Annotated in this window: 21 protein-coding genes; 11 read left to right on the top strand and 10 right to left on the bottom strand. The window is 31.9% G+C overall.

Annotated elements, in window-relative coordinates:
• Nucleotides 1-733 precede the first annotated feature (733 nt).
• The 5 genes from L1I30_RS05185 (at nucleotide 734) to L1I30_RS05165 (ending at nucleotide 5,748) form a co-directional block, all read left to right on the top strand.
• Nucleotides 734-2,194 (top strand): potassium/proton antiporter, encoded by a 1,461-nt coding sequence (locus L1I30_RS05185; protein ID WP_236133200.1) that lies wholly within the window; start codon nucleotides 734-736, stop codon nucleotides 2,192-2,194.
• An 89-nt stretch (nucleotides 2,195-2,283) separates the two neighbouring features.
• A complete protein-coding gene (locus L1I30_RS05180) occupies nucleotides 2,284-3,009 on the top strand; it encodes a polysaccharide deacetylase family protein (RefSeq protein WP_236133199.1) in 726 nt (241 codons plus the stop codon).
• Between the two features lie 321 nt (nucleotides 3,010-3,330).
• Entirely contained in the window at nucleotides 3,331-3,999 is a 669-nt protein-coding gene (gntA, locus tag L1I30_RS05175) for a guanitoxin biosynthesis heme-dependent pre-guanitoxin N-hydroxylase GntA (RefSeq protein WP_236133198.1), read from the top strand.
• Nucleotides 4,000-4,084: 85 nt separating this feature from the next.
• Nucleotides 4,085-5,107 (top strand): hypothetical protein, encoded by a 1,023-nt coding sequence (locus L1I30_RS05170; RefSeq protein WP_236133197.1) that lies wholly within the window; start codon nucleotides 4,085-4,087, stop codon nucleotides 5,105-5,107.
• Nucleotides 5,108-5,172: 65 nt separating this feature from the next.
• Nucleotides 5,173-5,748, top strand: coding sequence for a DUF421 domain-containing protein (locus L1I30_RS05165; RefSeq protein WP_236133196.1), 576 nt, complete (start codon nucleotides 5,173-5,175; stop codon nucleotides 5,746-5,748).
• A gap of 245 nt (nucleotides 5,749-5,993) precedes the next feature.
• Here the strand turns inward: L1I30_RS05165 and L1I30_RS05160 are convergent, their stop codons facing one another.
• Nucleotides 5,994-6,479, bottom strand: coding sequence for a YciE/YciF ferroxidase family protein (locus tag L1I30_RS05160; protein ID WP_236133195.1), 486 nt, complete (start codon nucleotides 6,477-6,479; stop codon nucleotides 5,994-5,996).
• A gap of 336 nt (nucleotides 6,480-6,815) precedes the next feature.
• Here L1I30_RS05160 and L1I30_RS14335 point away from each other — a divergent pair, with 336 nt between their 5' ends.
• From L1I30_RS14335 to L1I30_RS05135, 6 genes are all read left to right on the top strand, one after another.
• The gene (locus tag L1I30_RS14335; RefSeq protein WP_308444051.1) at nucleotides 6,816-6,980 is read left to right on the top strand and encodes an SOS response-associated peptidase family protein; all 165 of its coding nucleotides are present in this window, start codon (nucleotides 6,816-6,818) and stop codon (nucleotides 6,978-6,980) included.
• Between the two features lie 517 nt (nucleotides 6,981-7,497).
• On the top strand, nucleotides 7,498-8,772 hold the full coding sequence (locus L1I30_RS05155; protein WP_236133194.1) for a phage integrase SAM-like domain-containing protein: 1,275 nt from the start codon (nucleotides 7,498-7,500) through the stop codon (nucleotides 8,770-8,772).
• Between the two features lie 4 nt (nucleotides 8,773-8,776).
• On the top strand, nucleotides 8,777-9,745 hold the full coding sequence (locus tag L1I30_RS05150; RefSeq protein ID WP_236133193.1) for a hypothetical protein: 969 nt from the start codon (nucleotides 8,777-8,779) through the stop codon (nucleotides 9,743-9,745).
• Nucleotides 9,746-9,847: 102 nt separating this feature from the next.
• Complete coding sequence (locus L1I30_RS05145; RefSeq protein WP_236133192.1) at nucleotides 9,848-10,141, top strand: helix-turn-helix domain-containing protein; 294 nt, start codon at nucleotides 9,848-9,850, stop codon at nucleotides 10,139-10,141.
• Nucleotides 10,142-10,391: 250 nt separating this feature from the next.
• Nucleotides 10,392-11,609 carry a primase-helicase family protein gene (locus L1I30_RS05140; RefSeq protein WP_236133191.1) on the top strand — a complete coding sequence of 406 codons (1,218 nt, stop codon included), beginning with the start codon at nucleotides 10,392-10,394 and terminating at the stop codon, nucleotides 11,607-11,609.
• A gap of 470 nt (nucleotides 11,610-12,079) precedes the next feature.
• On the top strand, nucleotides 12,080-12,397 hold the full coding sequence (locus L1I30_RS05135; RefSeq protein ID WP_236133190.1) for a helix-turn-helix domain-containing protein: 318 nt from the start codon (nucleotides 12,080-12,082) through the stop codon (nucleotides 12,395-12,397).
• On the opposite strand, the gene L1I30_RS05130 is transcribed toward L1I30_RS05135, so the two are convergent.
• From L1I30_RS05130 to L1I30_RS05090, 9 genes are all read right to left on the bottom strand, one after another.
• Entirely contained in the window at nucleotides 12,378-13,604 is a 1,227-nt protein-coding gene (locus L1I30_RS05130; RefSeq protein WP_236133189.1) for an McrC family protein, read from the bottom strand. The two genes, L1I30_RS05135 and L1I30_RS05130, sit on opposite strands and share 20 nt — an antisense overlap.
• 4 nt (nucleotides 13,605-13,608) lie before the next feature.
• Nucleotides 13,609-16,158 carry an McrB family protein gene (locus L1I30_RS05125; RefSeq protein ID WP_236133188.1) on the bottom strand — a complete coding sequence of 850 codons (2,550 nt, stop codon included), beginning with the start codon at nucleotides 16,156-16,158 and terminating at the stop codon, nucleotides 13,609-13,611.
• A 116-nt stretch (nucleotides 16,159-16,274) separates the two neighbouring features.
• A complete protein-coding gene (locus L1I30_RS05120; RefSeq protein WP_236133187.1) occupies nucleotides 16,275-17,189 on the bottom strand; it encodes a hypothetical protein in 915 nt (304 codons plus the stop codon).
• Nucleotides 17,189-19,126 carry an AAA family ATPase gene (locus L1I30_RS05115; protein WP_236133186.1) on the bottom strand — a complete coding sequence of 646 codons (1,938 nt, stop codon included), beginning with the start codon at nucleotides 19,124-19,126 and terminating at the stop codon, nucleotides 17,189-17,191. The genes L1I30_RS05120 and L1I30_RS05115 overlap by 1 nt, the downstream gene beginning before the upstream one ends.
• A 3-nt stretch (nucleotides 19,127-19,129) precedes the next feature.
• Nucleotides 19,130-20,287, bottom strand: a complete 1,158-nt coding sequence (locus L1I30_RS05110) for a restriction endonuclease subunit S (RefSeq protein WP_236133185.1) — start codon at nucleotides 20,285-20,287, stop codon at nucleotides 19,130-19,132.
• A complete protein-coding gene (locus L1I30_RS05105; protein WP_236133184.1) occupies nucleotides 20,280-21,779 on the bottom strand; it encodes a class I SAM-dependent DNA methyltransferase in 1,500 nt (499 codons plus the stop codon). Before L1I30_RS05105 ends, L1I30_RS05110 begins: the two co-directional genes overlap by 8 nt.
• A complete protein-coding gene (locus tag L1I30_RS05100) occupies nucleotides 21,780-23,516 on the bottom strand; it encodes an AAA family ATPase (protein WP_236133183.1) in 1,737 nt (578 codons plus the stop codon).
• Nucleotides 23,516-25,840 carry an EcoAI/FtnUII family type I restriction enzme subunit R gene (hsdR, locus tag L1I30_RS05095; protein WP_236133182.1) on the bottom strand — a complete coding sequence of 775 codons (2,325 nt, stop codon included), beginning with the start codon at nucleotides 25,838-25,840 and terminating at the stop codon, nucleotides 23,516-23,518. Before hsdR ends, L1I30_RS05100 begins: the two co-directional genes overlap by 1 nt.
• A 65-nt stretch (nucleotides 25,841-25,905) precedes the next feature.
• Nucleotides 25,906-26,520: a hypothetical protein gene (locus L1I30_RS05090; RefSeq protein WP_236133181.1), complete on the bottom strand. Its 615-nt coding sequence runs from the start codon at nucleotides 26,518-26,520 to the stop codon at nucleotides 25,906-25,908.
• Nucleotides 26,521-26,696 lie beyond the last annotated feature (176 nt).

The raw sequence follows: 26,696 nt of genomic DNA, 5'->3' as shown, positions 1-26,696 counted from the left end.
ATGATATGGTAGAAAATATCAAAAGCCCATACAATCTTTACAGATAAATGTTTTGAAGTTTTCGTCTATAACATTTATGGAGGATGGGATTCAGAATTTGAAGAATCCAGTGATGGTATAGATCGAAATGACTTTGGAATACTCCATCATCTGGTATAGTGCCTCAAATGACATGGAGCATTTTAGAAGATTTTGGTATGAAAATTTCAAAAAGAGATTGGACTTTAGACCCAATTATATTTACCGAGTATAAGTTCAATTATAAGATGTTTAGATAATAATAAAGGGCTTGCCACAACACCTGATTTTCTAGCCACAACGACAATAGACACAGGTTATTTAATATTTGTCTGGTAGGGTAAAGCCATTACTGAAAACATGTTATACTTTGCAACTAGAACTGACCTAAAATTTAAAAAAGAAATTGATGTGATAAAGAATGTTTTCAAACGTAAAATGAATTAAAAAATGCAATTCACCATCGGCTAAATACAAGCATGGGCTTTCCCGTTAAAAATGTTCTTTTAGAAACCGAGTAACCAACAACTATGTGGACGAAGCCTCCCTACTCCACGCTACTTGCGTTATTTTTGACCGCTAGCTGAAAAGCGAATCAACTTCAAAAAGGGTAAACTTATGACGAGACATGCCTAAGGAAATCAACACCGCAGTTTTCAAACTTTATTGAAGAGAAATAATACCTTTACAAGGAGAACTTTGAGAGTAAAAGAGAATGAACTTAACGATTGAAAATATTTTATTGATTGGCTCTATATTACTACTTATAAGTATTTTTGCCGGTAAGACTTCTTATAAATTTGGTGTTCCCACCTTATTGCTGTTTTTAGCAATTGGAATGTTAGCAGGATCTGATGGTATTGGAGGAATTCGTTTTGATGATCCAAAACTCGCTCAGTTTATTGGTATAGTTTCGCTTAATTTTATTCTATTTTCGGGAGGGCTAGACACCAACTGGACCTCTGTAAAACCCATCCTTTGGGAAGGAATTACCTTATCTACTTTAGGGGTTTTATTAACCGCCGTTTCTCTTGGAACTTTTGTATGGTTTGTTACTGATTTTACCATTTATGAAAGTTTGCTGTTAGGTTCAATAGTCTCTTCAACAGATGCTGCAGCGGTATTTTCAATTCTACGCTCAAAAAGTCTGGCATTAAAAAACAATCTAAGACCAACTTTAGAGTTGGAAAGCGGAAGTAATGATCCAATGGCATATGTATTAACTATTGCATTTTTGACTTTAGTGATCCATCAAGATCAAAGTTTTATCTCCATAATTCCCTTGTTTTTGCAACAAATGATCTTGGGTGGTGCTGTAGGGATTGCCTTCGGAATGCTTAGTAAATATATCATAAACAATATTAAACTAGATTTTGAAGGGCTTTATCCCGTTCTGGTTATCGCTTTAATGTTCATTTCCTTCTCTGTCGCAGATTTTGTTGGGGGTAACGGATTTCTAGCTATTTATATTTGTGCTGTTTACCTAGGTAATCAAGACCTGATACACAAGAAAACCATTTTGAAAATGTTTGATGGTTTGGCTTGGCTAATGCAAATTGTGCTCTTCCTCACTTTAGGTCTGCTTGTTTTTCCAACTCAAATCATTCCATATTTAGGTATTGGTCTTCTCATTTCTTTATTTCTGATAGTGATTGCCCGGCCCATAGGCGTATTTATAAGTCTAATGTTTTTCAAAATGAAATTGAGAAGAAGATTTTATATTTCTTGGGTTGGATTGCGTGGTGCCGTGCCAATTGTATTTGCAACGTATCCCCTGTTAGCTGGAATAGACAAAGCAAATATGATCTTTAACATCGTGTTCTTCATTTCGGTTACATCCATATTAATTCAAGGTACTACACTTTCAATAGTTGCAAAATGGTTGAATGTCGGTTTACCAGAAAAAGCAAAGAAATTAACAGCGACTGATTTGCTATTGGCTGAAAATCCAAAAGCAGAAATGAAAGAACTCTTAATAACTTCAGATTGCTTTGCCGTAAATAAGAAAATTGTGGAACTCGGTTTTCCTAAAAATGCCATAATAGCAATGATTAAAAGAGATGACAGTTATATAATTCCTAACGGACTTACAAAAATTGAATTACAAGACACGCTAATTGTCCTTGCTGACAGATCCGAAATTTTTGAGGAGGTGAACCAAATACTTAAACCGTAGAAAATATACTAGATCCTTGATTACCTATTTAGCGTAAGACACATGTGTGTGTTGCTAAAAAATTTACACTGATTAAGAAAAATTATGTGATGAGTAAAATTCATTTAAGTCTCCTATTTATTCTCATGAGTGTATTGCTATATTCTCAAAACATTATTGATAGAGAGGGCGCTATTGTACGGTCTGATATTTCCGAGAAAAACATATACCTGTTCTTTACAGGTCATGATCAAGTTGAAGGTTTTAAATATGTTTTAAATGTTTTAAATGAGCAAAATGTTAAAGGTTCATTTTTCCTAACCGGTGATTTTATACGGAACCATGCTGATTTGGTTAGAGACATTGTAAAAGATGGACATTTTGTTGGAGCACATTCAAATAAACATCTTTTGTACTGTGACTGGACTAAAAGAGATAGTCTTCTTCATACTGAAGATGAAATAAAAACAGATATTTCACAGAATCTTAATGCTTTAAAAAAGCTAGGAATTCACCCAAAATATTTTATGCCACCATATGAGTGGTACAATCAAAGGGTGGTAGAAATAGCCTCACAATTAAATCAAATAACGGTTAATTTTTCCCCCGGCACTCGTTCCAATGCTGATTATACAACACCTGATATGGCCAACTATATTTCAAGTGATGATATTTTAAAAAGCATATATAGCTATCAATCATTATTCTGCATGAATGGTTTTCACTTGCTAGTTCATCCTGGCACTAGTCCAAAAAGAAAAGATAAATTCTATTTACAACTAGATGAACTAATAACTAAATTAAAGCAGGAAGGCTACCAATTTTCGAAATTATAATTTTTTGAAAGCTTGAGCAAGATTTACGAAACATCGAATATTTTAAATAAATAGGAGAATAATGATTGTACCACAAAAAATATTGGACACAAGGTAGGTAGAATAATTCATAAAAATCCTCCTTCCAAAAATGGATACTACAAGCTATAAAGGTTATTTTCAGTAATTTGAGTGAACTATGGTAACATCTTTATTTCAGTGTAGTTTTAACTAGCTATTGATCTTTGTGATTATACGTGAGTTGTTTATACTTCGTTAATTAACAAAATTTTTAAACCTATACAATAGTCGATAGTTAATTTTACTCTTATAATTTGGGCTATGGAAGATCAATATAAAGATATTAAGGAAGATTCAGAAGATGCGATCAGAGAATTTATTTTAGATGATCATCCATGTGTTATGGCACAAAGTCTTGTTGCGGATGATAATTTGACTATTAGAGATTATAAAAATTTAGCTAATGATAACACTCCTTCTGAAATTCTTCAGGATCTTAAAATTTATATAGAAAGTATTGATGAAGAAGATAAGAAGTTTCAAACGTTTATTGCCACCTTTGAGAATGACGCTTATGAAAATGAGTTAGACTTTGAGAATGCACTATGGAAACTGCTAAGTGAACTAAATGAAATAGATTCTGAGCCCTGGGATGAAAATACAAGCTCAGATCCTTCCTCTTCAAAATTTAGTTTTAGTTTGCTAGGAAATTCCTTTTACATTGTTGGAATGCACCCTAATTCATCAAGAAAGGCACGAAGTACACCTTTTCCTATGATAGTTTTTAATTTGCATAGCCAATTTGAATTACTTAGAAATGCTGGAAGATATACCCGTGTTCGAGATATCATTAGAAGGCGAGACAAAGCTTTTCAAGGCTCAATTAACCCTATGCTCGAAGATTTTGGATCAAGTAGTGAGGCTCGACAATATAGTGGCCGAAAAGTAGAGGATAATTGGAAATGTCCATATAGTTTTAAACAAAATTAAATGTAATATTTAGAAGTTAAAGATATAATATCCATTAAATCAGGGCGAACAGTTACGGTTTTCCTCAGTTAGAATCTGATAATAAATGAGCATTACCTACCTATTAATTGGAACAGTAATTACAGTAATTACTATAGTCGATATGATCTCTACAATTCTATCCCCAAGAGGAGCTGGTCTTGTAGCAGATAGGGTTTCTAGAAGCATTTGGCGAATCTGTTTGATTGTCACTAATAAAAATGGAAGAAGAAAATTTCTTAATATGGTTGGCCCTGTTCTTCTTCTCATCATAGTACTAACTTGGATTTTGTTATTATGGATAGGTAATACTTTTATTGTCTATGCAGATGCTGAAGCCTTATGGTCTTCAAGTAATAACACTTACGGTACTGGGTTTATAGAAAAGATGTATTTCACTGCGTACGTTTTATCTTCTATGGGAAACGGAGACTATACCCCTGCTAATGATTTTTGGTTGTTATATACTGGCTTTATATCATACACAGGAGTTGTTTTCATCAGTTTAGGCATCTCTTTTTTAATACCCGTAGTAGATGCTATTACCTTAAAACGACAAGTTAGCCTACGCATACATCAATTGGGTAAAACCCCTAAGGAAATTATTGAACGCTATGAACAAAATAATTTTAAAGAGCTTCTTCAGGTAATAAGTGAACTTGAGCCTTCTTTATTAAAATTAGCCCAATATCATCTTGCCTATCCTGTTATTCATTATTTTCATTCCGAAAACTTATTTGAATCTTTATCTGTAAAATTTGTCACTCTCGATGAAACGATGTCTATAATGCTGTATAATATCCATCAGGATAGTATAGCCGACTTACAAGCATTAGAGAGAGCTTATGGTGCTACAACGTACTATCTCTCAACACTTGCAAGCGCATTTATAAAACCTGGTGATGATAAACCAAAACGTCCAGAGACCTCCTACCTAAAGAATGCTTCTCAAATTTCATCTCTAAGAGGTACAGGTTATGAAAAAGACCTCGAGAAACGTAGAAAGCTTCTCTTAGCATATATTCAAAATGATGGTTGGGAATGGAAAGATGTAGAAAATAATAAAGATTCTATCGTACTTAACTTTTAAAAACATAATTAAAAGTTAATACTATTGATACCCGAATGTAGAACATAAGAATTAATATTTAAAATATGGATAATATAAAACCATTCGACTGGTACCGAATTTTTATAGGTAGAGAAAATGATACTTTATTTTTATTAGAAATTGGGTTTAGAGTAACTTTTATATACTTATTCGCAGTACTTGTAATGCGATTTATGGGAAAGCGAGGAAATAGAAGCTTGTCCATGTTTGAAAATGTTTTGATCATCGCATTGGGATCGGCAATAGGGGATTCTATGTTTTATCCAAAAGTTCCACTGGTTTACGCCTGTGTAGTAATTTTAGTAATTGTAGGTATTTCGAGATATATCCAATATTTACAATTAAAAGCGAGGAGAATAAATACATTCTTAGATGGTAAACCAATTATTCTTATAAAAGATGGAGAAATTAAAAAAGAAGGATTGAAAGCATCTCGAGTAAGAAATGAAGAACTTTACGGAATGTTAAGAATTGGTGGAATACGTGACTTAGGAGAAGTAGAGTATGCTTTTCTAGAACGCTCAGGGGGCCTTAGTATTTTCAAATTTACGGATAATACTACTATTCCTAAATTAAATTTAATAAGTGAAGCTATTTCTGGTAAACCTAGACATTTTTAAATACTTAGTATTTTATTAAAATTAACCAAGGAACCGTTGAAAATTACATATTTAGACAATTACAAATGATCTCCAAACTATCTCTCATATTTTAAATTATAGTTTGTGGTCATTACAAAATAGGTTTATTAGCTAGCAAATTGGTATGAGCTATTACAAATTATTCCCCTGCAACAATCTACAATTTATGCCTAACAAAAAAACCCATCTTTTAAGGATGGGCATTTAATTAATAGATTTGGCTTTTATGATTTTGCTTTCTTATTAAGTCTGTCTTCAGCAAGATCATTTAATTTCTTATCAGCTCCATACTCTTCATCTAATGTTTTCTGTAACTTTTTAGCAATATCTTTATGACCTAACTCTTTTGCATAACGTACCGCCGTTCCATAACCTGAGATTTCATAATGCTCTACTCGTTGGGCTTCGGCAATCATACCAGCATGTTTAACATCTGTATCCTTTACTTCTTTCAAAAATCCTTCTGCCTCCTTAATGAGACCTTCCATTGCTTTACATTTTTCTCCTTTAGATTTAAAACCTAACTCCTTACATACTTCTTCAATTCGTTTTTTATGCTCTTCTGTTTCTTCTAAATGACTTTCAAAAGCTTTTTTCAATTTGCTGTCTTCGGCAGCTTTTATCATTTTTGGTAAAGCTTTAGTAAGTTGATCTTCCGCACTGTGCAAATCTTGCAATTGATGTTCAAATAATTCTTCGAGATTTTTCATAGTTATGTATTTAATTGGTTAAAATTTTATTTCATATTAAAGATATTCCAATATATACTCGGATAAATAATTTTATGCAAGGATTAACATAGGATGTTAAGCTATATATAAATAGAAAATCACCTAAAAACCAGATCTTATGGAAAGAGTATTATTCGTTTATCGAAAGCCTAGCTCCTTTAACTGATTTACCAATTTATCATACCTCTGGTTTCAGCCATCCCGAACTTTTAATTTATACTGACAGATATCCTAATTTTCCTGAAGTTGCAACATGGGGACTTGTCCCACAGTGGGTTAAGGATGAAGAACAACTTAAAAACAGTGAAATAATACATTAAATGGAAGAGGGAAAACCATTTTGGACAAACCTTCGTTTCGAGAATCTGCAAACATAATCGTTGTATTGTCTATGTCGACGGATTTTATGAACACCATAATTATAAAGGAAATACTTATCATTTTTTTGTTTTCAGGAAGGATAAAGAGCCATTAGCTTAAGCTGGCCTTTGGAGTAAGTGGAAGAATCCATATACCCGAGGAACACTAAATACATTTACTATAGTAACTACTAATGGCAAACCGATGATGGCTAAATTCATAATAATCCGAAGTTGAAAAAACCTAGAAATGCTAGTGATTTTTCCTAAAGAATTAGAAGATAATTGGGTCAATCCAATCAATGACGAACTAGATAAAAAGCAAATAAAAGAACTAAAAACAGAATTTCCTGAAGACGACACGAAAACTTTACGCCCCTAAAAACAAAAAAGCCCGTAAACAATTCGTTTACGGGTTTATCAGCGGAGAAAGAGGGAACGTAATAAACTTATTCACAACGTCATAGTGCAAACAACAAACACTCTATCAACCACTGAATTTGCTATAAAACTCAGTGTTTATAGTGCTTTTATAAAACAAAGAGCAATTAAGTCAGAAAAGAGCAAATTAAATTTTATTCGGTACAAGTTACGGTACAAGTTTTTATTTTCTTAGATTTGAATTTCAAATAAAAAAAATGGCTTCCGTAAAATTCCAGGTTCGGGGAAAAAGAAACCCGTCAAAAATTACTGCTAGATTAATAATTGACAAGGACAATGATTTTAGAAGATCCACTCCTATTTTGATTAACCCAAAGTATTTCAATAACAAGAGTGGAAAGGTGCGTCAAATTGCCGAGTTCACAGACAAGATCTCAGTCCAGGAAAGTTTAGATGAACTTAGGCGTTCTATAATACAAGAGTACAATAAAGCAGTTGCAGATGCGACTTATATCAATAGTGATTGGTTACAAAACTGTATCGATTCAAAATTTCAAGTTGTAAAGAAAACTGATCATAATATTCTTCCTAATTATTGTGAGCTTTATGTGGATAGACTAAAGCATAAGACTAATGATAAAACAGGAGAAGTGGGCGCTTCTAAAGCCACTATCACTAAATACAATACGATTAAAACCAAGATTGAAAATTTTGAGAAACACACTCGAAAGAAATATAGGCTAACCGATGTTAACTTAAAATTTCGAAATGTGTTCTTAAAGTATTTATTAGAAGAAGATAATTTAGCAAGGAATACCGCGGGCCGTTATCTGAAATTTTTAAAAACGATATGTCTGGATGCTCAAAAGTATGGTTATAATGTTAGCCCTGAGCTTCCTCTGGTTAAAGGATTTAAAGTAGAGGTAGAGAAAATTTATCTAACCTTTGACGAAATAGAAATAATAGCAAAGAAAGAATTCAAGGAAGAGAGTTATAGAGCAGCAAGAGATTGGTTAGTGATCGGCTGTTATATAGGCCAAAGGGTTAGTGACCTACTAAAACTGACAAGAGAAAATATTGTTGAGTATAATGGACGGAAATTCATTGAACTTGTTCAGCAAAAAACCAAAAAAAGAGTTACCATCTTAATTCATCCAAAAGTAGAGGAAATACTCCAGTCCAATGAATGGAATTTCCCACCTGTTTACAGTAAAAACATTGATAGTTCTAAATCCAAGTTCAATCTCTATATTAAACATGTAGCATTCAAAGCAGGTCTTGAAGAAAAGGTTGAAGGCTCCAAAATCCACGAGAAGAAAAATAGGAAGGAATCCGGTGTTTTTCCAAAGTGGCAATTAGTTACCTCACATATTTGTCGTAGATCTTTTGCTACTAATCATTATGGAGAACTACCCACGCCCCTACTAATTAATATTACCGGGCACAGTACGGAAAGAGAATTTTTAAATTATATAGGAAAAACACCAATTGACTACGCCGATCAAATGGCTAAGTATTGGAATTTAAATTAGAGTCATGAAACTTAGAAAATTACTACACTACATAAAAGATAGACAATACTGCTATGGGTTAGATTTCGATAGCCCGGAATATTTTAATCCTATGCTTACCGGCATTCGATATGAGGGTCAAATTGAAGCTGCTCAAGAATTTTACCAAGATGAACAGTATAAATTACTTAGAGAACATTTTTATTTGTATTATAAAATGGAGATTATCAGCAAACTATCTGATATTCAGTTGGAAGAAGAACAAGACATCCTTGGAAATTTAGGAATTTTTAAAGATTCTGAAGGGAAAAGAATTTATCTTAATGAATCAATTAATGAAATTCGTTCTCAGTACAATGAAAACAATTGGAATATACTTCTAAGTAAGGAAAGATTTTATGAAGAAATCTTTACAGATAAATGTTTTGAAACTTTAGTGATCAACATATATGGTGGATGGGATGTAGAATTTGAGAAATCCATTGATGGTATAGATCTAAATGATTTTGGACTAGTACATGAAAATATTTTAAATGCTCTGATAGATGCGACAGAAGAACTCGAGTTGCTCGTAAAAATTCTCTTCAGGCTCAAAATTCTGAATGAAGAATTAGAAGAAATTTTGAACTATCAAAATCAAAATAAATTCAAAAAAGAGCCTATATCCCTAAATCAAAGTTTTATTTTCTCTAAAGATCATAATGAAAATAGCATACCTGATTCTACAAAACGGGCTAAATGTTCTAATGCTAATTCTCTAACCACAAATCAGAAGATTTTACTTCTTCAAGAACTTGGAGGGTTAAAATCCATAGAAGGTGAAAATAGCATTAACGCACAAGCTGAAATAATCTCAAAATTGATTGATAAGAATCAGGACAATGTACGCGACTATTTAAAGAAATTAGATCAACCATATAATCAACAGAATCTTCAAATGAAGAAAGATATTAAACTAATTAAAGAAATAACCAGCAAGCTGTTATTCAATTAATTATATTAACTGTTGTTCTATCTGGGTAACCCTTTGGGTTACCCAATTTCATGAAACTAGATAGTTCGGGATAAGTTTGACCTGAAAATTAAATCAATATTCATGAAAAATGTGACTCAACTTTACAATGTAGATCCGGAAGATTTCAAAAATGAAATTCTTTTCGGAGTAGAAAAACAATTAGAAAAATTCGCTAAGAATTTTAAACCTAAAGAACCTGAAATTTGGATAGGCCGAAAAGAAGCTTCTGAAATTTTAGGTGTCACTTTCCCAACATTATTAGATTGGAATAAAAAGGGAATTCTTACTCCTTACAAGGTAGGAAATAGAGTTCGATATAAACGTTCAGAGATTGAACAGGTAATCTTAAACTCTAATAAAAATGCTTCGGAATAATTGAAGATTCCGAAGTATTTAATATTTGTCTTATATAATTCCTAATATTCCAAAAATATGAAATCATATATTAAATATTGCAAATACTGCAATAAACATTTATCCAGTCATAAAATTTTTGATGAACTAATTGAAGGTCTTTTAAACCTTAAAAGGAAAGACTCTGAAATTAATTACGCCATAATTTACTTTCCCCTTTCCAATAATATTAAGCAAAAATCAACTCCAGGATATCTAAATCTCTTTGAACATGCAAAATAATTATTTGAGAATAGGATCTGACTATTATAAAATAGTTGATATGCCGACAGTCAATAATGGAAAGATAAAAAGATTAATAAGATGGAGCAGACAAACTATCATTGATGATTTAGGAAAGGATGAATTAAATTCCATTCCTAAATATGATGGGTTTACCGTAATCCCTTCTCATGAAAATTATAAAAAAGAAGTGGCTAATTTCTATAATAAATATAGTTCGCTTAGTCATTCCATACCACCAAGAAATTCAAATATAGCGGACATTCAATCGACAATGAATTTCTTAGAACATATTTTTGGTGAACAAATAGAAGTTGGTCTGGACTACCTAGGTATTTTATGGCACAAGCCTGCACAAATTTTACCAATTCTCTGTTTAGTTAGTGAAGAAAGAAATACTGGTAAGACAACTTTTTTAAACTGGCTAAAATTACTTTTTGAAGATAATATGACTATAAACAAAAATGAAGATCTAAGAAGCCGTTTTAATTCCGACTGGACCACTAAGTTAATTATTGGAATTGACGAAGTTCTATTAGATCGTAGAGATGATACAGAGAGATTAAAAAATCTATCAACAACAAAAGATTTTAAAACAGAATCCAAAGGAAAAGATAAAGTTGAAAGTTCGTTTTTCGGAAAGTTCATTCTATGCTCAAATAATGAAACTAATTTTATTCTTATTGATGAGTTAGAGATAAGATTCTGGATTAGAAAAATCTCTCCTCTTCATAATGTAGATCCGAATTTATCAAGTAAACTGGAAAATGAAATTCCGTGGTTTGTCAATTATCTTTCCCGTAGGGAAATCAAACATCCTAAAAAAACGAGGATGTGGTTCACAAAAGACCAAATCTATACAGAGGCGTTAAATAATTTAATAAAAGGAACTAAATTTAATAATGAGAAAGAGTTGATACTTATTTTAGATGAGATGTTTGAAGACTATGAAGTAAATGAATTAAAATTCACTTTAGGTGATCTACAAGAAGTATTTGAAAAATCAAAAGTTAGAATAAGTAGAAATCAACTTAATAATATTCTATACGAAAGATGGAAACTTGAACCTAAAAAGAATTCTAGCTACAATTTATATCATAAGTCATATGACCCAATGAGTAAAAATTGGGTTGTTGAAAGTAGTAACAGAAAAGGAAGATATTTTTTATTCGAAAAGGAAAAAATACAATCAATGTTGAAATGTTGAATATATAGCTATAGTCTTATATTCAATATCTTATAAATTAATATTTTCAACCCCACTTCAACAAATGTTGAAGTGGGGTTGATTATTATAAAGCTCAATTTCAGTAATTTAATTATATCCTCAACATTTCAACAAACATAATAGAATATAATTGGAAAAATATTTTGAGCTTACTTTATATAAAAATCAAATTGTTTATTATTTTATATACTAATAAAGATTTTTGGATTATCCAGCTTTGTTAAGCTTTGTCGAGCAATTACCAACCATTGCCAGGGATTACCAACTATTGCTAAGTGTTGCCAGCGATTGCCAACTGTTGCCAGCGATTGCTAATAATTGAAAAACTCTTAATAAACTGAATAAAAACTCAGTATATACTTAGTTATTGAGTATAACCGTCCATAAATTTCATCTTCTTATATTTAAATGTTTCCTCAGATCAAACTCATTAATGTAAATAAAGTAAAATGGACAATCCCTTTGAAATAATCTTATCCAAATTAGAAAGTATCGAAAAACAATTAGAAGAACTAAAAAAAATAAAAAGTAAAAAATTAAATGATGAATTAATGACAATCGAAGAAATTGCAGATTATATAAATTATCAAAAGTCTTCTATATATGGTTTGGTTAAGAAACGAAAAATACCTTTTATAAAAGCAAGTGGTAAATTACATTTTCGAAAAAGTGAAATTGATAATTGGTTGAATCGCGGAAAAATAAAATCTAGAGCTGAAATTAAAAAAATGGCTGATATGTATATACTTAAGAATCCTCTTCCTTAATAAACCAGTCTAAGATAGTTTTCCCTATTTCCTGATTTAATTTATCTCCTTTTAAGACATTTATTTTACCTATCCCACACTCATGTTCCTTTTTATCAAATGGATAAAAGGAAGGCTTTAAACACTCCTTTTCTGAAGGATATAAGAGAACAGCCTTATAGGAATCCCAATAATCATTATAAACATACATTTGTCTTAGATCTTGTGTAGAAGGTTTAGAGTATTTAATATTCTTCCATTTTGTATCTATGATGTATGTTTGATTTCTCATTTCGATTACAACATCTGGTCTAATAGTAATACCCTGCCAAAACCCCTTAGTTCTTTGACCAAAAACATTTACATCATCTCTGGAATTAGCCTCTAATTTCAGTTTTATTAGAACATATTCTTCCCACAGTGAATTCATATCAAATAACAACCCAAGCATTTTCTCTTCACCTGAAGAGATATTAGGAGCATAATTTAATATGATAAATTTGGCAATCTCTAAAGCAGTCTTATATGGTAAGTTCTTTCTGTTATATTTTATTTTGGAGAAAGTAGAACTATCAATATGGCATTTACTGACATCTGGAAAATCCAACTGGATAGATTTACATTTAGAATACAAATAAGTTCCTTTTGAAAAGTTTTCAATTATTTCCATTGCGTAGAACAGAATCTGATGTATTAAATGATCTTTCTCATAAATTTGATAGCTAGTATAAAATCGTTCCTTGTGAATTAAGTTTTTCTGAATATGGCCTGAAAATTCAAGCTTACCTTTTAATGCTTTAACATTTTTAGTCTCACGGTAATATTGTTTTATTAATCCTTGTTTAATTAACAACTCAACTTCTCGTAAAAACCATTCAAAATATAAGTCTAACAGGTGAATATTTTGTCTATTCACATTGGCGCTACCTACTGGCTGAACCTTAAGCTTTTTTGTTGCTTTAAGCATATCAATAAGTACACTTTGCCAAAGATCTTTCTCTTCATTATAAGAATCTACTTTGGGAAGTATTTCTATAGTTAGTCCATCGACCTGAATAACACCAACATAATTTTTAAACTTTAGACCATTATATCTTAAATCAAAATAACAATCATTATGTAAAGCATTAAGCTTTGAGAAAGCTTCTAGATGATGTTTTTTAAAATTATCGCCTAACTTTAAAAACTGATGTTCAAAGACTTTTATTGATTTATTCGCTTGCTTCATTCTTTTAATTTAAAAGAAAATGAACGGCATCTTCAATATCTTCTATCTTTTTCAATTCAAAAGATGAATTTATTTCTGGTTGGTCGACTTTATTGAAGTTTGCAAATCTTACATTAGACTCCCTATGCTCTATAAAACCTTCGCCTAGAATCAAGGCTATTTTTTCATAGTCATGATAAAAATATTCTTGTAATAATGGAATAATTTTATTTTCGAATGCTAGTCTTAGTGCAACAGCATCTCCTGACTGAATCCCAATAAAATAAGAATGACCAATTGTATGGTCCCGATCCAGTAAAGCCTCTATTCTACCGTTGATCACTTTTAAAAGATGACTTAAATTGAATTGCTCAAACTCAATGTTCTCTAATAGTTCTGGTAACGGCATCACTTCTTCAAAGGCAAATCTTCTTCTTAAGGCAGTATCTAAAGATTCTACACTCCTATCGGCAGTATTCATAGTGCCAATTATATAGACATTTGGAGGCACAGAAAACGGCTCTTTTGAATACGGTAACTCAACAATTATTTCCTCATTTTCCCCTAACCTTTTATCCTCCTCCAATAAAGTGATAAGCTCTCCAAATATTCCTGAAACATTCCCTCTGTTGATTTCATCAATCACTAAAACAAATTTTTCGAGTGATGGTCTATTAATACCAATAGTTCTAGAACCATATGTTTTAAGCTTATTTAATATTCCCGGATAATATATTCCAACTCCAGTCGATTTAATTTCTCTTTTTCTATAATATGCATCTCTTAAAGTAGAGATACTTAATGTATGACTCGTTCCTCCACTTGCTTTTTTAAACTGAATAGAACTATCTGTAAAGCCTATAATTTTATAGTCTTTCCCTTCTGTTTTCAGGGGAAATTTTAAATTTTCATTTTCTTCCCATTCATCCTTCAAATTCCTGAAGGCTTCATCAAAAGATAGATCCACTGATTCACCGCTAGAATATTCTAACCAATTATCTTTAGCCCTCTCACATATTCTTTTAAAAATACCTGGAGATATATCGTATATCACTTTTTTGTCATCAGTGGTTTTTGGTTTAATACCTTCTACAAAATCTTCGTAACTAAATGATTGATGAAAAGTGGTAAAAACTATTTGCCCTTCTTGAAATAAACGATCATATTCATCAACAATCATTTTTCTCTTTTTCAAATCATTATAATTAGGAGGAACGTCAAAATCTGGATTGCCAATTTTAACGGCTATTTCTTTAGTTTTATAAGTTTTACCAGTTCCCGGAGGACCATATAATATACAGTTTAAAGGTAGGCCCAATTCCTTTTTAGGTTCCGCAATTATTTCATCCATAATTGCTAGAAGATGTTCATAATAGTTGTCATATTCTGAAAGTTTACTAGGATATCGTGTAATATCAGTCAAAGTTTTTAAAACTAAAAAAAGGCCGGCATTCCACTCCCCTTTCTTTTTCCATTCAACTTTTCTCTGCTTTTGAAAGGTCTTTCTTTCCTTATCAAAGTAGTAATCGGAAACTACCTTGCCATATCCAATTAAAGTGCTCCTGCCCTTTTTAGCAATGACGATATCTCCCACTTGAATATTATTAAGGAAATCGTCACATGCCGTAGCATCATTTTTTTTAGAATTATCTGTTTCCTCAAGTTCTTGTAACTTAGATCTTATCTCTTCTTTGGAGTTGAAATTCCTTAAATCACCAAGATAGTCCCAACCCAGACCCATTACACCTTTTTGATAGAACTCATCCCAAAATTCAGCGTTTTCACCAGGAGAGTAAATCCAGTATTTCCTACCAATATCTTGTTTTTCTTTTTTATAATCTTCCGTTGGTTCTCCTAAAGTGTTACTTTCAAAATGAATTGACTTATACTGATCAATTAGTTCATCTAACTGATATTGAAATTTGATAAAATCTATATCCTTTTCAACTTTAAAAATAGCTTTAACAAGTGAACTTCCATACCTGTCTGGTTTAGCTTCAAATTTTCTTTTAAAAAATTCACCTATTGTTTCTGCATTAGAAACATTCCACGTAAATGAGGAACTATTAGTTTCACTTTTGCCGTAAGTTAATATTAAAAGATTATGCTCTTTATAGAATAATAATCCTGGATAAATTCCATCCATAACTTTATTAGGTGGTTTGAGAAATGCTATCCATGGTATTCGAGCTGAATTACCAGCTCCGAAACTAATTGAAATATCTAAGCCCCTGTATTTAGATGGGTAATGTTTTGTTTTTAGATTAGAAGTCTTCGCCTGTTCTAAGAATTCTTGAACAAGATCTTTAATAGAAGTTTTACTTTCAATATGAAAACCATGATTTCTCAAAAGCTTAAAAGCCTTTGTATTTTCTCCACCCGTAAAACTTAACCGATCTAATTCATTCCCATTAGCATACTTATTGGCTAAACTTAAAACCAATTTAGGGGGATAACGCTTAGCATTATGAATTAGATCATATGTTGTTGACTGCTCTCCATTTTGCACTCCATTTTGATCAATTTCAGCTAAAGCTTTTTCAATATGAATTCTTTCAAGATTATCTGGAATCATTGGTGATTAGGTTGGTTTTGAAATGTCTTAGATGTATAATTCCTCTAATTTAGGAATAAATCTGAATAATAGTTAAAGACATGCATTATAAACATGTTTTGTATACAAGATTAATACTATGTAGTAATTTTTAATTCTTGAAGAAGGTCACGCTTTAATTTACCAAAAGGACGAAGGTGAAGCTTATCATCTTCATAATAAGTTCCAAAAACAATTCTATACATCTCCCTCTGCGAAATTTTAATATCATTTAACACACTAGAAGAAAGAATGGATAAATAATTATCTGAAAATGCTTCTTTTAGGCGAATAAGATCTTTTACCTCTGAAGTGTGCGCATTGTAAATATCCAAGATTTTGAACTCATTAAAGCTTTCTTTAATCCTGGGAGGTAATGTGTCCGGCTTTATCAAAACTTCCAACTCATCCTCTTTGGCTGAATATTCATATGAAAAATTAAATTCTTTTAAAATTTTATCATTATAGGGATGTAAATGAGTTTCCATACTAAAAGGAGTACTACCTTTTAAGTTTGAATTACAAGTGCTACAACAGGGTATTAAGTTGAAAAAGGACAAACGAAATAATGGATTATTACCTTTATCTATAAAATGATCAAATTGTGGTCTGATTACCTTTTTTCCTTTATCGTCAATTACCGTATTGGTATAATTTCTATTACAGTAAACACAAGTATTTATTCCTAAATCTAATGCTAATTCATAGGCTCCATATGGCTTCGTTTCCTTTTTAATGAACCAATCATAATTAAAAACCTGTTCTACCAATCTTTTTAATAAAGGTGATTCATTTATGAAATTGCTATGCTCTTTTGCAAGGTTATGGAGTTTTTCTGGAGTACCAATCAGAATATCATCTATATAGGGTATGATGTTTTGATTGAAAAATAGTTTACAATAATGATATTGAACTTTATTTTCAATGTTATCTAAAATTTTTGGTTTCAGATTTTCAAGGAATCGATCTTTAGCTCTTATTATCTTGCTATCATCTGGATCTATAAAAAGCATTATTCTTTCGGTTTTTCTGACAATTTCTTTTTTTCAGCTTCCAATTCAGTAATTTGTTTCTCTATTAGCTCTAATCTCGTATTTGACTTTGTTTTATTATCAAACATCTCAGAAAGCTTAGTTTTAACAATTGGCTCGTCAACTGTTTTAATTATTCTTAAACAATATTCTTTATTAAGATATTCGGGCGTTTCCTCATCATCTTTTATCCACATAATAGCCTCATGGATTTTCATTTTAGCAAAATCACCAATTAGACCATCTTCAATAAAAAAAGAATTAGCTAATAGATCCGTAATATTTGCACCAAATGATTTAGTTGGCCTGGAAGGATGATCTCGCTTTAAAACTATAGTTTCATCATCTTCTCGTATTAAGTAAATAATGTTATCATTGGGCACATCAGAGAGGGTAAGAGAATCGTGAGTAGTAAAAATTAACTGGACGGACGATCCAATCTTTTTAAAAAAATTTTGAGTAAATTCAAGGAAGCTTTTTAAAAATGATTTTTTCCATTTTGGATGAAATCCTAGATCAGCTTCATCCAAAAACAAAAGATAATTCTTGGAGAGTTTTTCTGTACGTAAATCCTCTATATTTCGTTTGAAATAGTCATATATTCTTGAGTAAAGGTTTAATAATGCAGTTTCGCCAGAACTTAATTCTCTCGTTGATGGTTGATAATTTAGAAGACCTTGAATTATATCAGGTTTGTCGAACAACTTTTCCCCATCTTTTTCCGTCCCAAGATAATACTTATGGATTTCATTAATAAACTCATCTTCTAACGCTACTAAAGAATTTAAAGTATCAGTGTCAATAACAACATGTTTTAGATCCCAATCGAAAAATGGTCTCTCATTTTCTGAAGGTTCATTATAATTATCAATAATTCTGAAAACTTCTTCGATTAATACCTTAGTTGGTTCAACTGGTAATACCCGAAATTGCTCCGACTGAAAGCGAATTACATGATTTTCCAGAAAGGCATACAAGAGATCCTTGGAGTTTACGTCGTTAAAATCGACATTCTCAAGTTTTTTTTCATCCAACTTTCCTTCCCTAAGAAAGTCATTTCCTCTCTCCATTTGAACCACCATAAGACAAAGAAAATCCATTAGGATATAATTTTTCATCAAATCCTTTTGCAATTGAAAAAGGCTATAACCTTCAGGTCGTGTGGCATTAATAGTATCTGCATCCTTCCGAATTTTTCTAAACAACTTATCCAAGTATTCTCGGAAGCCATATGGGGTATTATGGAAATTTATATTTTCCTCTGTCGCATCAATTTTATAACGAGTAAAAGTCAAAAGGTGATAATTATCATCTGGCAAACCGAAAGTTTTCCTAATAGAATCGCTAAACTCCGAAATTATGAATGCCCGTAACCTTCTACTATTCCTTTTTAGTAAATAACGATGTGGTATTATTTTTGAGGAGGCCTCATAAAACCGGTCGATATGTTCAAGATCCTCCTGTAGAGTTGCGTCATAACTTAGATCAACTCCCTTAACCGAACTCTTGAAATCTAAAAATGGTGAATAAAAGATAGTCTGTGCATCTATTTTTTGATCAATTTTATAATCAAAATTAGCTGTAAACTGAAAATCTCGATCATAGATATTTGTTTTAAAAACTATGTCTCTCCCTTCATGAAAAATAAGAATTCTAAATTCTGATCCATATCCACTGTGAAATAAGTCCAAGATATTCTTAAGGAAAGTGGTTTTTCCAGCGCCATTTGCCCCGACAATTGCAGAAACATTTAAAACAGTATCTGTAGCGAAAAAATCAGGTAAGTGATTCGCGTTTTCATTTCGGCTAAGTTGAATTCCATCTTCTGAAGAAACAGTATAAAAATGAGAACCACCAAAATTTATTATTTCTGAAGTTTTATTTTCAGAATCATGTTTTAATAATGCTACTAACTCCATTAATTATAATTCACCTTTAAATGCTTGATCTAACAAACTACTTTTTAGAGCTTTTAGATTATCTAGTTTTTGATTCAATTCAAGAGTCATATTAGTGTGAAGAAAATAGAATTTCTCAATCCGTTCAACAACTTTTTCCTGAATATCCATAGGAGGCAAGACCATCATTCTACTTTCAATATAACTCTTTGTAATATGAATCATTCCAACACCTCTTCCATTTTCTTCCTTTATTTTATCTGTATCTCTCTCTAAAAGGTAATACAGGTACTTTCTTGAAACCTTGTTCGAGGTAGGTACCATTTTCCAAATGTGGTAATGGTAAATTGATTTTGCGCCATCCCAAATTTTAGGACCAAAGGATGCAGACCATGCATAGAGTAAATCTCCCTCTTCACAGTATTTTGATTCGTCCAGTTCCATATCAGAATAATACCAACCTCTATTTGAAAAGAAGTTTCCAACTCTTAAAATTGGATACTTACCAGCATCCAACATCTCAGGCTTTTGATATGCTCGACCATTAATCACTGTTACAATTTCTTCTAATGGTTTGCTCTCGAATTCTTCTTCCAATTTCCCAAATTCTTCATCTAGGACACTGTTTATTAATGCTTGAGAATGTATAATATTCTCTTCCAGTAGAACAATGCCTTTGTTTAATTTTTCGAAAAGATAATCTATTTGAGTAACTATCCTTTTTTGTTCTTGAATTGACGGTAAGGGGAATACAATTTCACCAAGTTTTTTTCCATTAACATTTGGCTGAGCGGCACCCACTTCGTGACCTCTAATTTGTTGCCAATATGATGAACTTTGAAAATATAGATAAAGGTATTTAGGAAAAACATCTTTTTTTAATTGAATCCGAATTAGGTATGAGGCAAAAATGGATTTGTCTACTTCTTCAATAATGAATGATTTCCCAACTGTAGCTCCTGTTCTAGCAAAAATAATGTCATCAGTATGAAGCAAATATTTTTCAATTTCTTTTGGGTCAGAAATAGTACTAAAAGGCACTGTGCTCCAATTCACCTTGCTGTTCTGAATATCAGTGATTCTAAGATATCTATACTCACCTGTTTTGTGGGTTTTTCCAGTGTAACCATACTGAATCTTTGCGGCAACATCTTTTACCTTTATTTCTCGCCAACTACCCATTTATCAAAGATTCAATTTGGTTCATTAATTCGTTAAACTTCATATCATTCTGCTTAATAGAGGTGATTAATCTTTTAGGAGATAGATGTTCTATTTCAATTACCTTGTGAGGGTTCTTTGCACTTATATCAAAATCTTGTATCTCACTTACAGAAACCGTCCAATCGTGACACTCTTCATCAGTTTTGGCGTTGGTGCGATTTCTTTTTTCTGGATGCTTAAATAGATCTACAAATTCATTTATATGCTCATATGCTATGGGTTTGTTCTTAGTCAATTTATAAGGTGGAGTAACATCATAGTACCAAATTTTTGATGTGGCCCCATTTCTATCGAAAAACATAATATTAGTTTTAACACCGCTATATGGAAGAAAAACCCCACTAGGTAAACTAACTATTGTATGGACATTGAACTGCTCTAATAAATCTTGCTTCACTTTAGAAAAAGCATTGGTAGTCTGAAATAAAACACCTTCAGGAACAACAATAGCTGCTCTTCCTTCCAGTTTGAGCATTTTCATGAAATGCTGAAGGAAAAGAATTTCTGTAGCATTGCTTTCTACAGGAAAATTTTGTTGAATTTGCTTTTTTTCCTTGCCTCCAAAAGGCGGATTTGCTAGAATAACCGAATGCCTATCCTTTTCCTGGAAATCCCGAATATTTTGAGTAAGCGTATTTTCCTTATATACGTTTGGACTTTCAATCCCATGAAGTATCATGTTCATCATACCCATTACATATCCTAAGGAGGTCTTCTCACGTCCATAGAAAGTTTCAGTTTGTATTTTTTTCCATTCAGAGGCCGAATATCCAGATCGTTTTTTCTTTGTAGTCATATATTCAAAGGCTTCTACCAAAAAACCTGCACTTCCAACTGCACCGTCATAAATGCTATCCCCGACTTTTGGATCTACAGTCTCTACCATTGCTTTAATTATAGCTCTTGGAGTATAAAATTCTCCTGAATTCCCACCATCGGATCCCATACTTTTCAGTAGGTTTTCATAAATCTGAGATAATTCAAATAGTTCATCATTACTCTGAAAGTTTAAACTATCTATTATATCCAATATCTCTCTCAAAGTATGACCACTAGCTATTCTATTATCCAAGTATTCGAAAATAGCGCCTATCTTATATTTAATGGAATTTGGATCATTCGAAGAAAATTTAAAATCTTTTAGATATGGAAACAACGTTTTATTTACAAATTCCATCAAGTCAGAACCGGAACTAGCTTTTTTTATCCTGTTACCCTCATCGTCCTTAGGACAAGCCCATTGGTCCCATCTCAAGTCATATCGTAAAACATGTTCATATTTCTTACCTGTGAGCTCTGCGGCATCAGCTTTATTCTCCTCGTAATCATTAAGGAACTTCAGAAAAAGAATCCAGGAAATTTGTTCAGTATAATGCATTGCACCGCTAATCCCATCATCTCTTCTAAGAATATCTGTAATTCTATCTATTTTGTTTTGTATATCGCTCATTTATATTTTTGTCTTAATAAAGTTATAGATGTTTACTATATCATCGGATATTTCATCAGATGGTATTTGTGAAATAAGTTCAGACAACTTATTATAATTCACTCCGCCTTCATCTCCAGGAATTGAAGTGATAATATCTTTCAAATATAGTGGTTGTAACATCTTTTTTACATCTAAATTTCGCACACTATCATTGTCTCCACTTCTACCTTCGACTAAATGATCTACAGGGGCAATATGGTGGTTTACTTGTTCTAATTTATTATGCTTAGATAACATGGTATAACTTAAGAGATAATTTTCTATCTCTCGCCTTTTCCAACTCATAAGATAAGCCGTTTTATTTCCTGAACCTCTTAATGGAATTCTATTCTGTCTATTTCCAGGATTCGAATTAATGACCAGACCAGTATTGTTGACATCATTCACAGATAAATTATCCCTATCACAGATTAAAAAAATATTCTTTGTTAGAGGATTAGCATTTTGCTTTTTAAAAGCTTCTACCCAATCTAACTTAGAGCTACCAAATCTTTCAGCATAACTATTAAATCCAGAACTGCATTTTATATAATGAATATTCTTCTGCACATTCAAGTCAAAATTTGGAATTTTCCTTTTACACAATTCTATAAAAATGAACCAATCAAAATAATCCTCGACTAATGCTAAGTTTTGAATTTGACTTGCTATAGATAGCTTATAATTAGCTGAATCTGCCAGTGCTTCAAGTCTTTCAAGAACTCTATTCGCTACAATATCCTTATCTATTTTCCCTCCTTCAACGAGCTTAAGTGTAGAAAATTCGTTCAAAATTATTGAATCGGCTGAATGGGTCGTTGTAATAAGTCTCCCTTCAATTTTCTTTACAGAGTCCCAAACCTTTTTAATATTATCGTAATGGATATGGGAATCAATTTCATCTAACAGAAATAATGTTCCTGGGTCATCAAACAAGTCCAAAAGACTGTATATAGACATTAACTGAAATTCGCCATCAGAATATGAATCCAATTCAAGATCTTTAATTTCTATTTCTGTACTATTTAAATCAATAAATTGATTATTTACAGCCCAACTAAAAAAAGCAAAAAGCCGAGTAGCATTGGAAAATTCAATAGGAATAGAATCTGGTGATATAATTACGATTTGTTTTTCAATAGAATTCTCAAAGTCGTAATTATCATCGATATAGGTTTCTGCAAATTTTTGAAGAAAACTATGAAAAAAGGTATTTCTTATAGATCTGTAACTAGTATTTAAAGCTTCCTTCTCAAGTATATTTGCAATTCTATCTGTATAAGATTTAGGAATTCTGAATTCTAATTTCAGTTTTAAACTCCCTAGCTTACTACTGTTTAAAAAATTATGGATATAACCGTCCTTCTTTAAACCAACTGCAAAGAAAATTAGCAGCCTACTAAATCTGGAGTCAAAATAGACTGATTTAAATTTCGAGTCTATAATTTCATCATTAGTACTATCTTCGGAAGGTTCAAGACTGTATACTTTATTTTTGTTCTGATAATTTTTATAAATTTTAGAAAATGACTCATTTTGACCAGAAGAATATGAAATAATTCTACTTGGAGCACTTTGGGGAAACTGAAATACGCTTTCTAGGATAGATGACTTTCCTGAACCATTTCCACCTATCAGAATATTGATTTTTTTTTCGGATAAATCAATTGTAAATTCCTGATCTATCATTTTATGAGGCCTAACATTTACTTCCATTAACTAACTCTATAAATATTTTCTTGAAGACTATAATAAGCAGTAACCAATTTATTCATGTCACCGAATATCATCTTAGCATCTTTTGTTGATCCTAATTTTAATTTCACCAAATCACCAAGCCTTTCTCTTCCCAGCTCTTCCACACCAAATTTTTCATAATGTGAAATTACATACTCCAAGAACTCCTTAGCTTTTAGGTTTTCATATACTGTAAAGAACTGTTGATTCTTTCTGACATTCGCTGCCCTTTCCTTCCGAGTCATAAGCTCTGAACTAAAAGATATATGTGATAAGACATCAAAAAGATCACATTCAGGAGAGGCTATCATTTCACGTAATACATTTAATTGTTCCCTATCAAAACCAAGTTCTCCTAAATCCTTCATTAAAAATTTCCTAGTGTCGGGATTAGACCATATTTTTCTTAGTTGATCTTCGTTTTGATAAATAGCTGGAAGTTTCCCTACTAATTTTTCTAAAAACTCTCTTGCTGTTAAAGGTTTACCATTATCGTCAATATATCTTGTTTCAATATCAATCACCTTTAGTTTTCGTCCATTACTAAGTTCTATTATCAATTTTTCTTTAGGTTCATAATCTTCTGTTGGCTCTTTTACCTTCGGTTTTTTTCTCTTTTTCTTAATTTCATTATCGTCGCCATCTTCTTCACCAGTTTCATCTGTAATAACTTCCTCATCAGGTATACCGTCCCACTCGGAATCGTAAAATAAATCTGAAGCGCCTACAAAATCGATAATCGTGAAGAAATCTTTTCCTTCATAAATCCTCGTTCCTCTACCTATGATCTGCTTGAATTCAACCATAGACCCTATAGATGTAGTAAGCACTATATTTCTAACATTCCGTGCATCTACACCAGTAGTTAGCATTTTAGAAGAAGTAAGAATTACAGGTATATCCTTATCATTATCCTGAAAAGATTCGAGATGGATTCTCCCTATTTTACCTTCATCTGAAGTCACCCGAACGCAATAATAAGGATCAGTAACTGATTTGTGTTGATTAATACGGTCCCGTAAATCCAATGCGTGGTCTTGATTTGCGCAAAAGACAATAGTTTTATCCATTTTCCCTATATTATTCAAAATGGCTTTAGCTAATAAATCCGTTCGTTGAATAATTGTAATGGTTTTATCGAATTCCTTTAACTCATACCTATCTTTTGTTACTTCACCTTGGACAACTTTACTGTCACTTGTATGAATATATTCATCAATATTTGTTCTAACTCTCTTTAATTTATATGGCGTAAGGAAACCATCCGAAATACCATCTTTCAAAGAATATTCATATACCGGTTTACCAAAATATTTGTAGGTATCTACGTTATCTTCTCGCTTTGGAGTGGCGGTTAATCCTAAATGGACTGCAGGTTTAAAATGTTCCAAAATAGCTCGCCAGGATCCTTCTTCATTAGCACTACCCCTATGACATTCATCTATTACAATTAAGTCGAAGAAATCTGAAGGATATTCAGTGTAATAGCCTCCTATATCCTCCCGTTCCGCAATAGCCTGATAGATAGCAAAAAAAATGAATGCATTGGTTGGTACAACTCCATTCCTATTTCTAACTTCTTCTCCATCTATTTTTACTAGATCACTTTCATAAGGATTAAATGTATTTATTGCCTGATCTGCCAAAACATTACGATCAGCAAGAAATAAAATTCTCGGTCGTCGGGATTGGCCTTCTAGATTCCACTTAGCTTGTATAAGTTTATGAACGATTTGAAAGGATATAAAAGTTTTACCCGTACCAGTTGCCAGGGTTAAAAGTATACGCTTTTTATCTTCAGCAATACTTTCCATCACCTTATTCACAGCTATTTCCTGGTAATACCTCGGTCTCATAGGACCCGTTAGATGAAAAGGTATACTATGAAGCTTTTCTTTTAATTGAAAATTACTACTATTAAGACGTCTATATAATTCTTTTGGAGATGGAAATTTTTCAATGTACTCACCCTTACCTTTTCTCCTATCGAATTCATAAATTTGTTTACCGTTACTGGAGTAAACAAAATTAATTCGGAGTTTTTCGGCATAATCTAAAGCCTGCTGCAAACCTTTTGTAGGATGCTCACCTAACTTTTTCGCTTCAATCAGAGCTAAACTAGTATTGTTATATTTCAGTAGATAATCTAAAAAAAGTCTTTTACCTCGTCTGTTTCCTATAAGCTTCCTACCATCAGTAAAATAATATTCCCGAGTAATATTTTCGGAAGTCCAATCACTTTGAGCCAGATTAGGATCGATAAAATTTGCCCGAGTATCCGCCTCAGAAATATTTCTAGTCATATGTAGTTGGTTAGTTAGGATTCTCGCAATCGTTTAAAAGTAGAAATTTAATATCAACTAACCCATTAAACCCCTTGAAAAAACTGAACTGCAAAATCACAGAATTCCTTTATAACGTTCTTGTCTAATGCAAACTCTTTTCTATTACCTAGGTAATTTTTAGATTTTTCGGTTATCTCCTTTCCATCTTTCAATTCTACGACGGTAATACACTTAATATGTCTCTTTGAAACAAGAATGATATAAGCGTTTTTATAAGGGTAATTCTTGGGTAAATCTTTTAACTTAAATTCACCACTTGCGCGAAACTTAACTTCAATAAAGTAAACTTCTTTATCTTCTGGATTTTGGATTACAAAATCGGGCATCCTGCGTATAGCTTTGGAGACATCTGAATCTACTCCTTTAAGAAGGTCCATAATTCCTGGAATCGTATTTTCCATTCCATAGCGAAATACATTGTAATTAAGACTTAAAAATAGCTCCTGAATGAGAGTCTCCCCTATCCTACCTTTGATCATATTATATCTATAATTACGATCTTTTTTAGATAAACCGGACTCTTCCTCTGCTTCAGGTTCAAGAACGTCTACTTCAGTTGAGTTTTCAGATTTGTAACAGGTGTAGCATAGTCCACCATTAAATTTGGTGTAATCACCACATTCAATGCATTCTGGCATAAGTAGGTATAATTTTCAATATTTCTAGAGTACGGTAGGGCGCTTAAAACAGAAGTAAATGTAATAAAATTAAGCTTTCAATTGCCTAGAACTAATTTTATTTCTGATTTCATAATTATTAACCTTCGGTATTTAATCTGTATTAATTTCACCAAGAGCCTCGGCCTTATCCTTTC

The organism is Gillisia lutea, from assembly GCF_021568705.1.
Lineage (GTDB): Bacteria > Bacteroidota > Bacteroidia > Flavobacteriales > Flavobacteriaceae > Gillisia > Gillisia lutea.
Note: the sequence above shows the minus strand (reverse complement) of the source record. Positions and strands in the feature narration are given on the sequence as shown.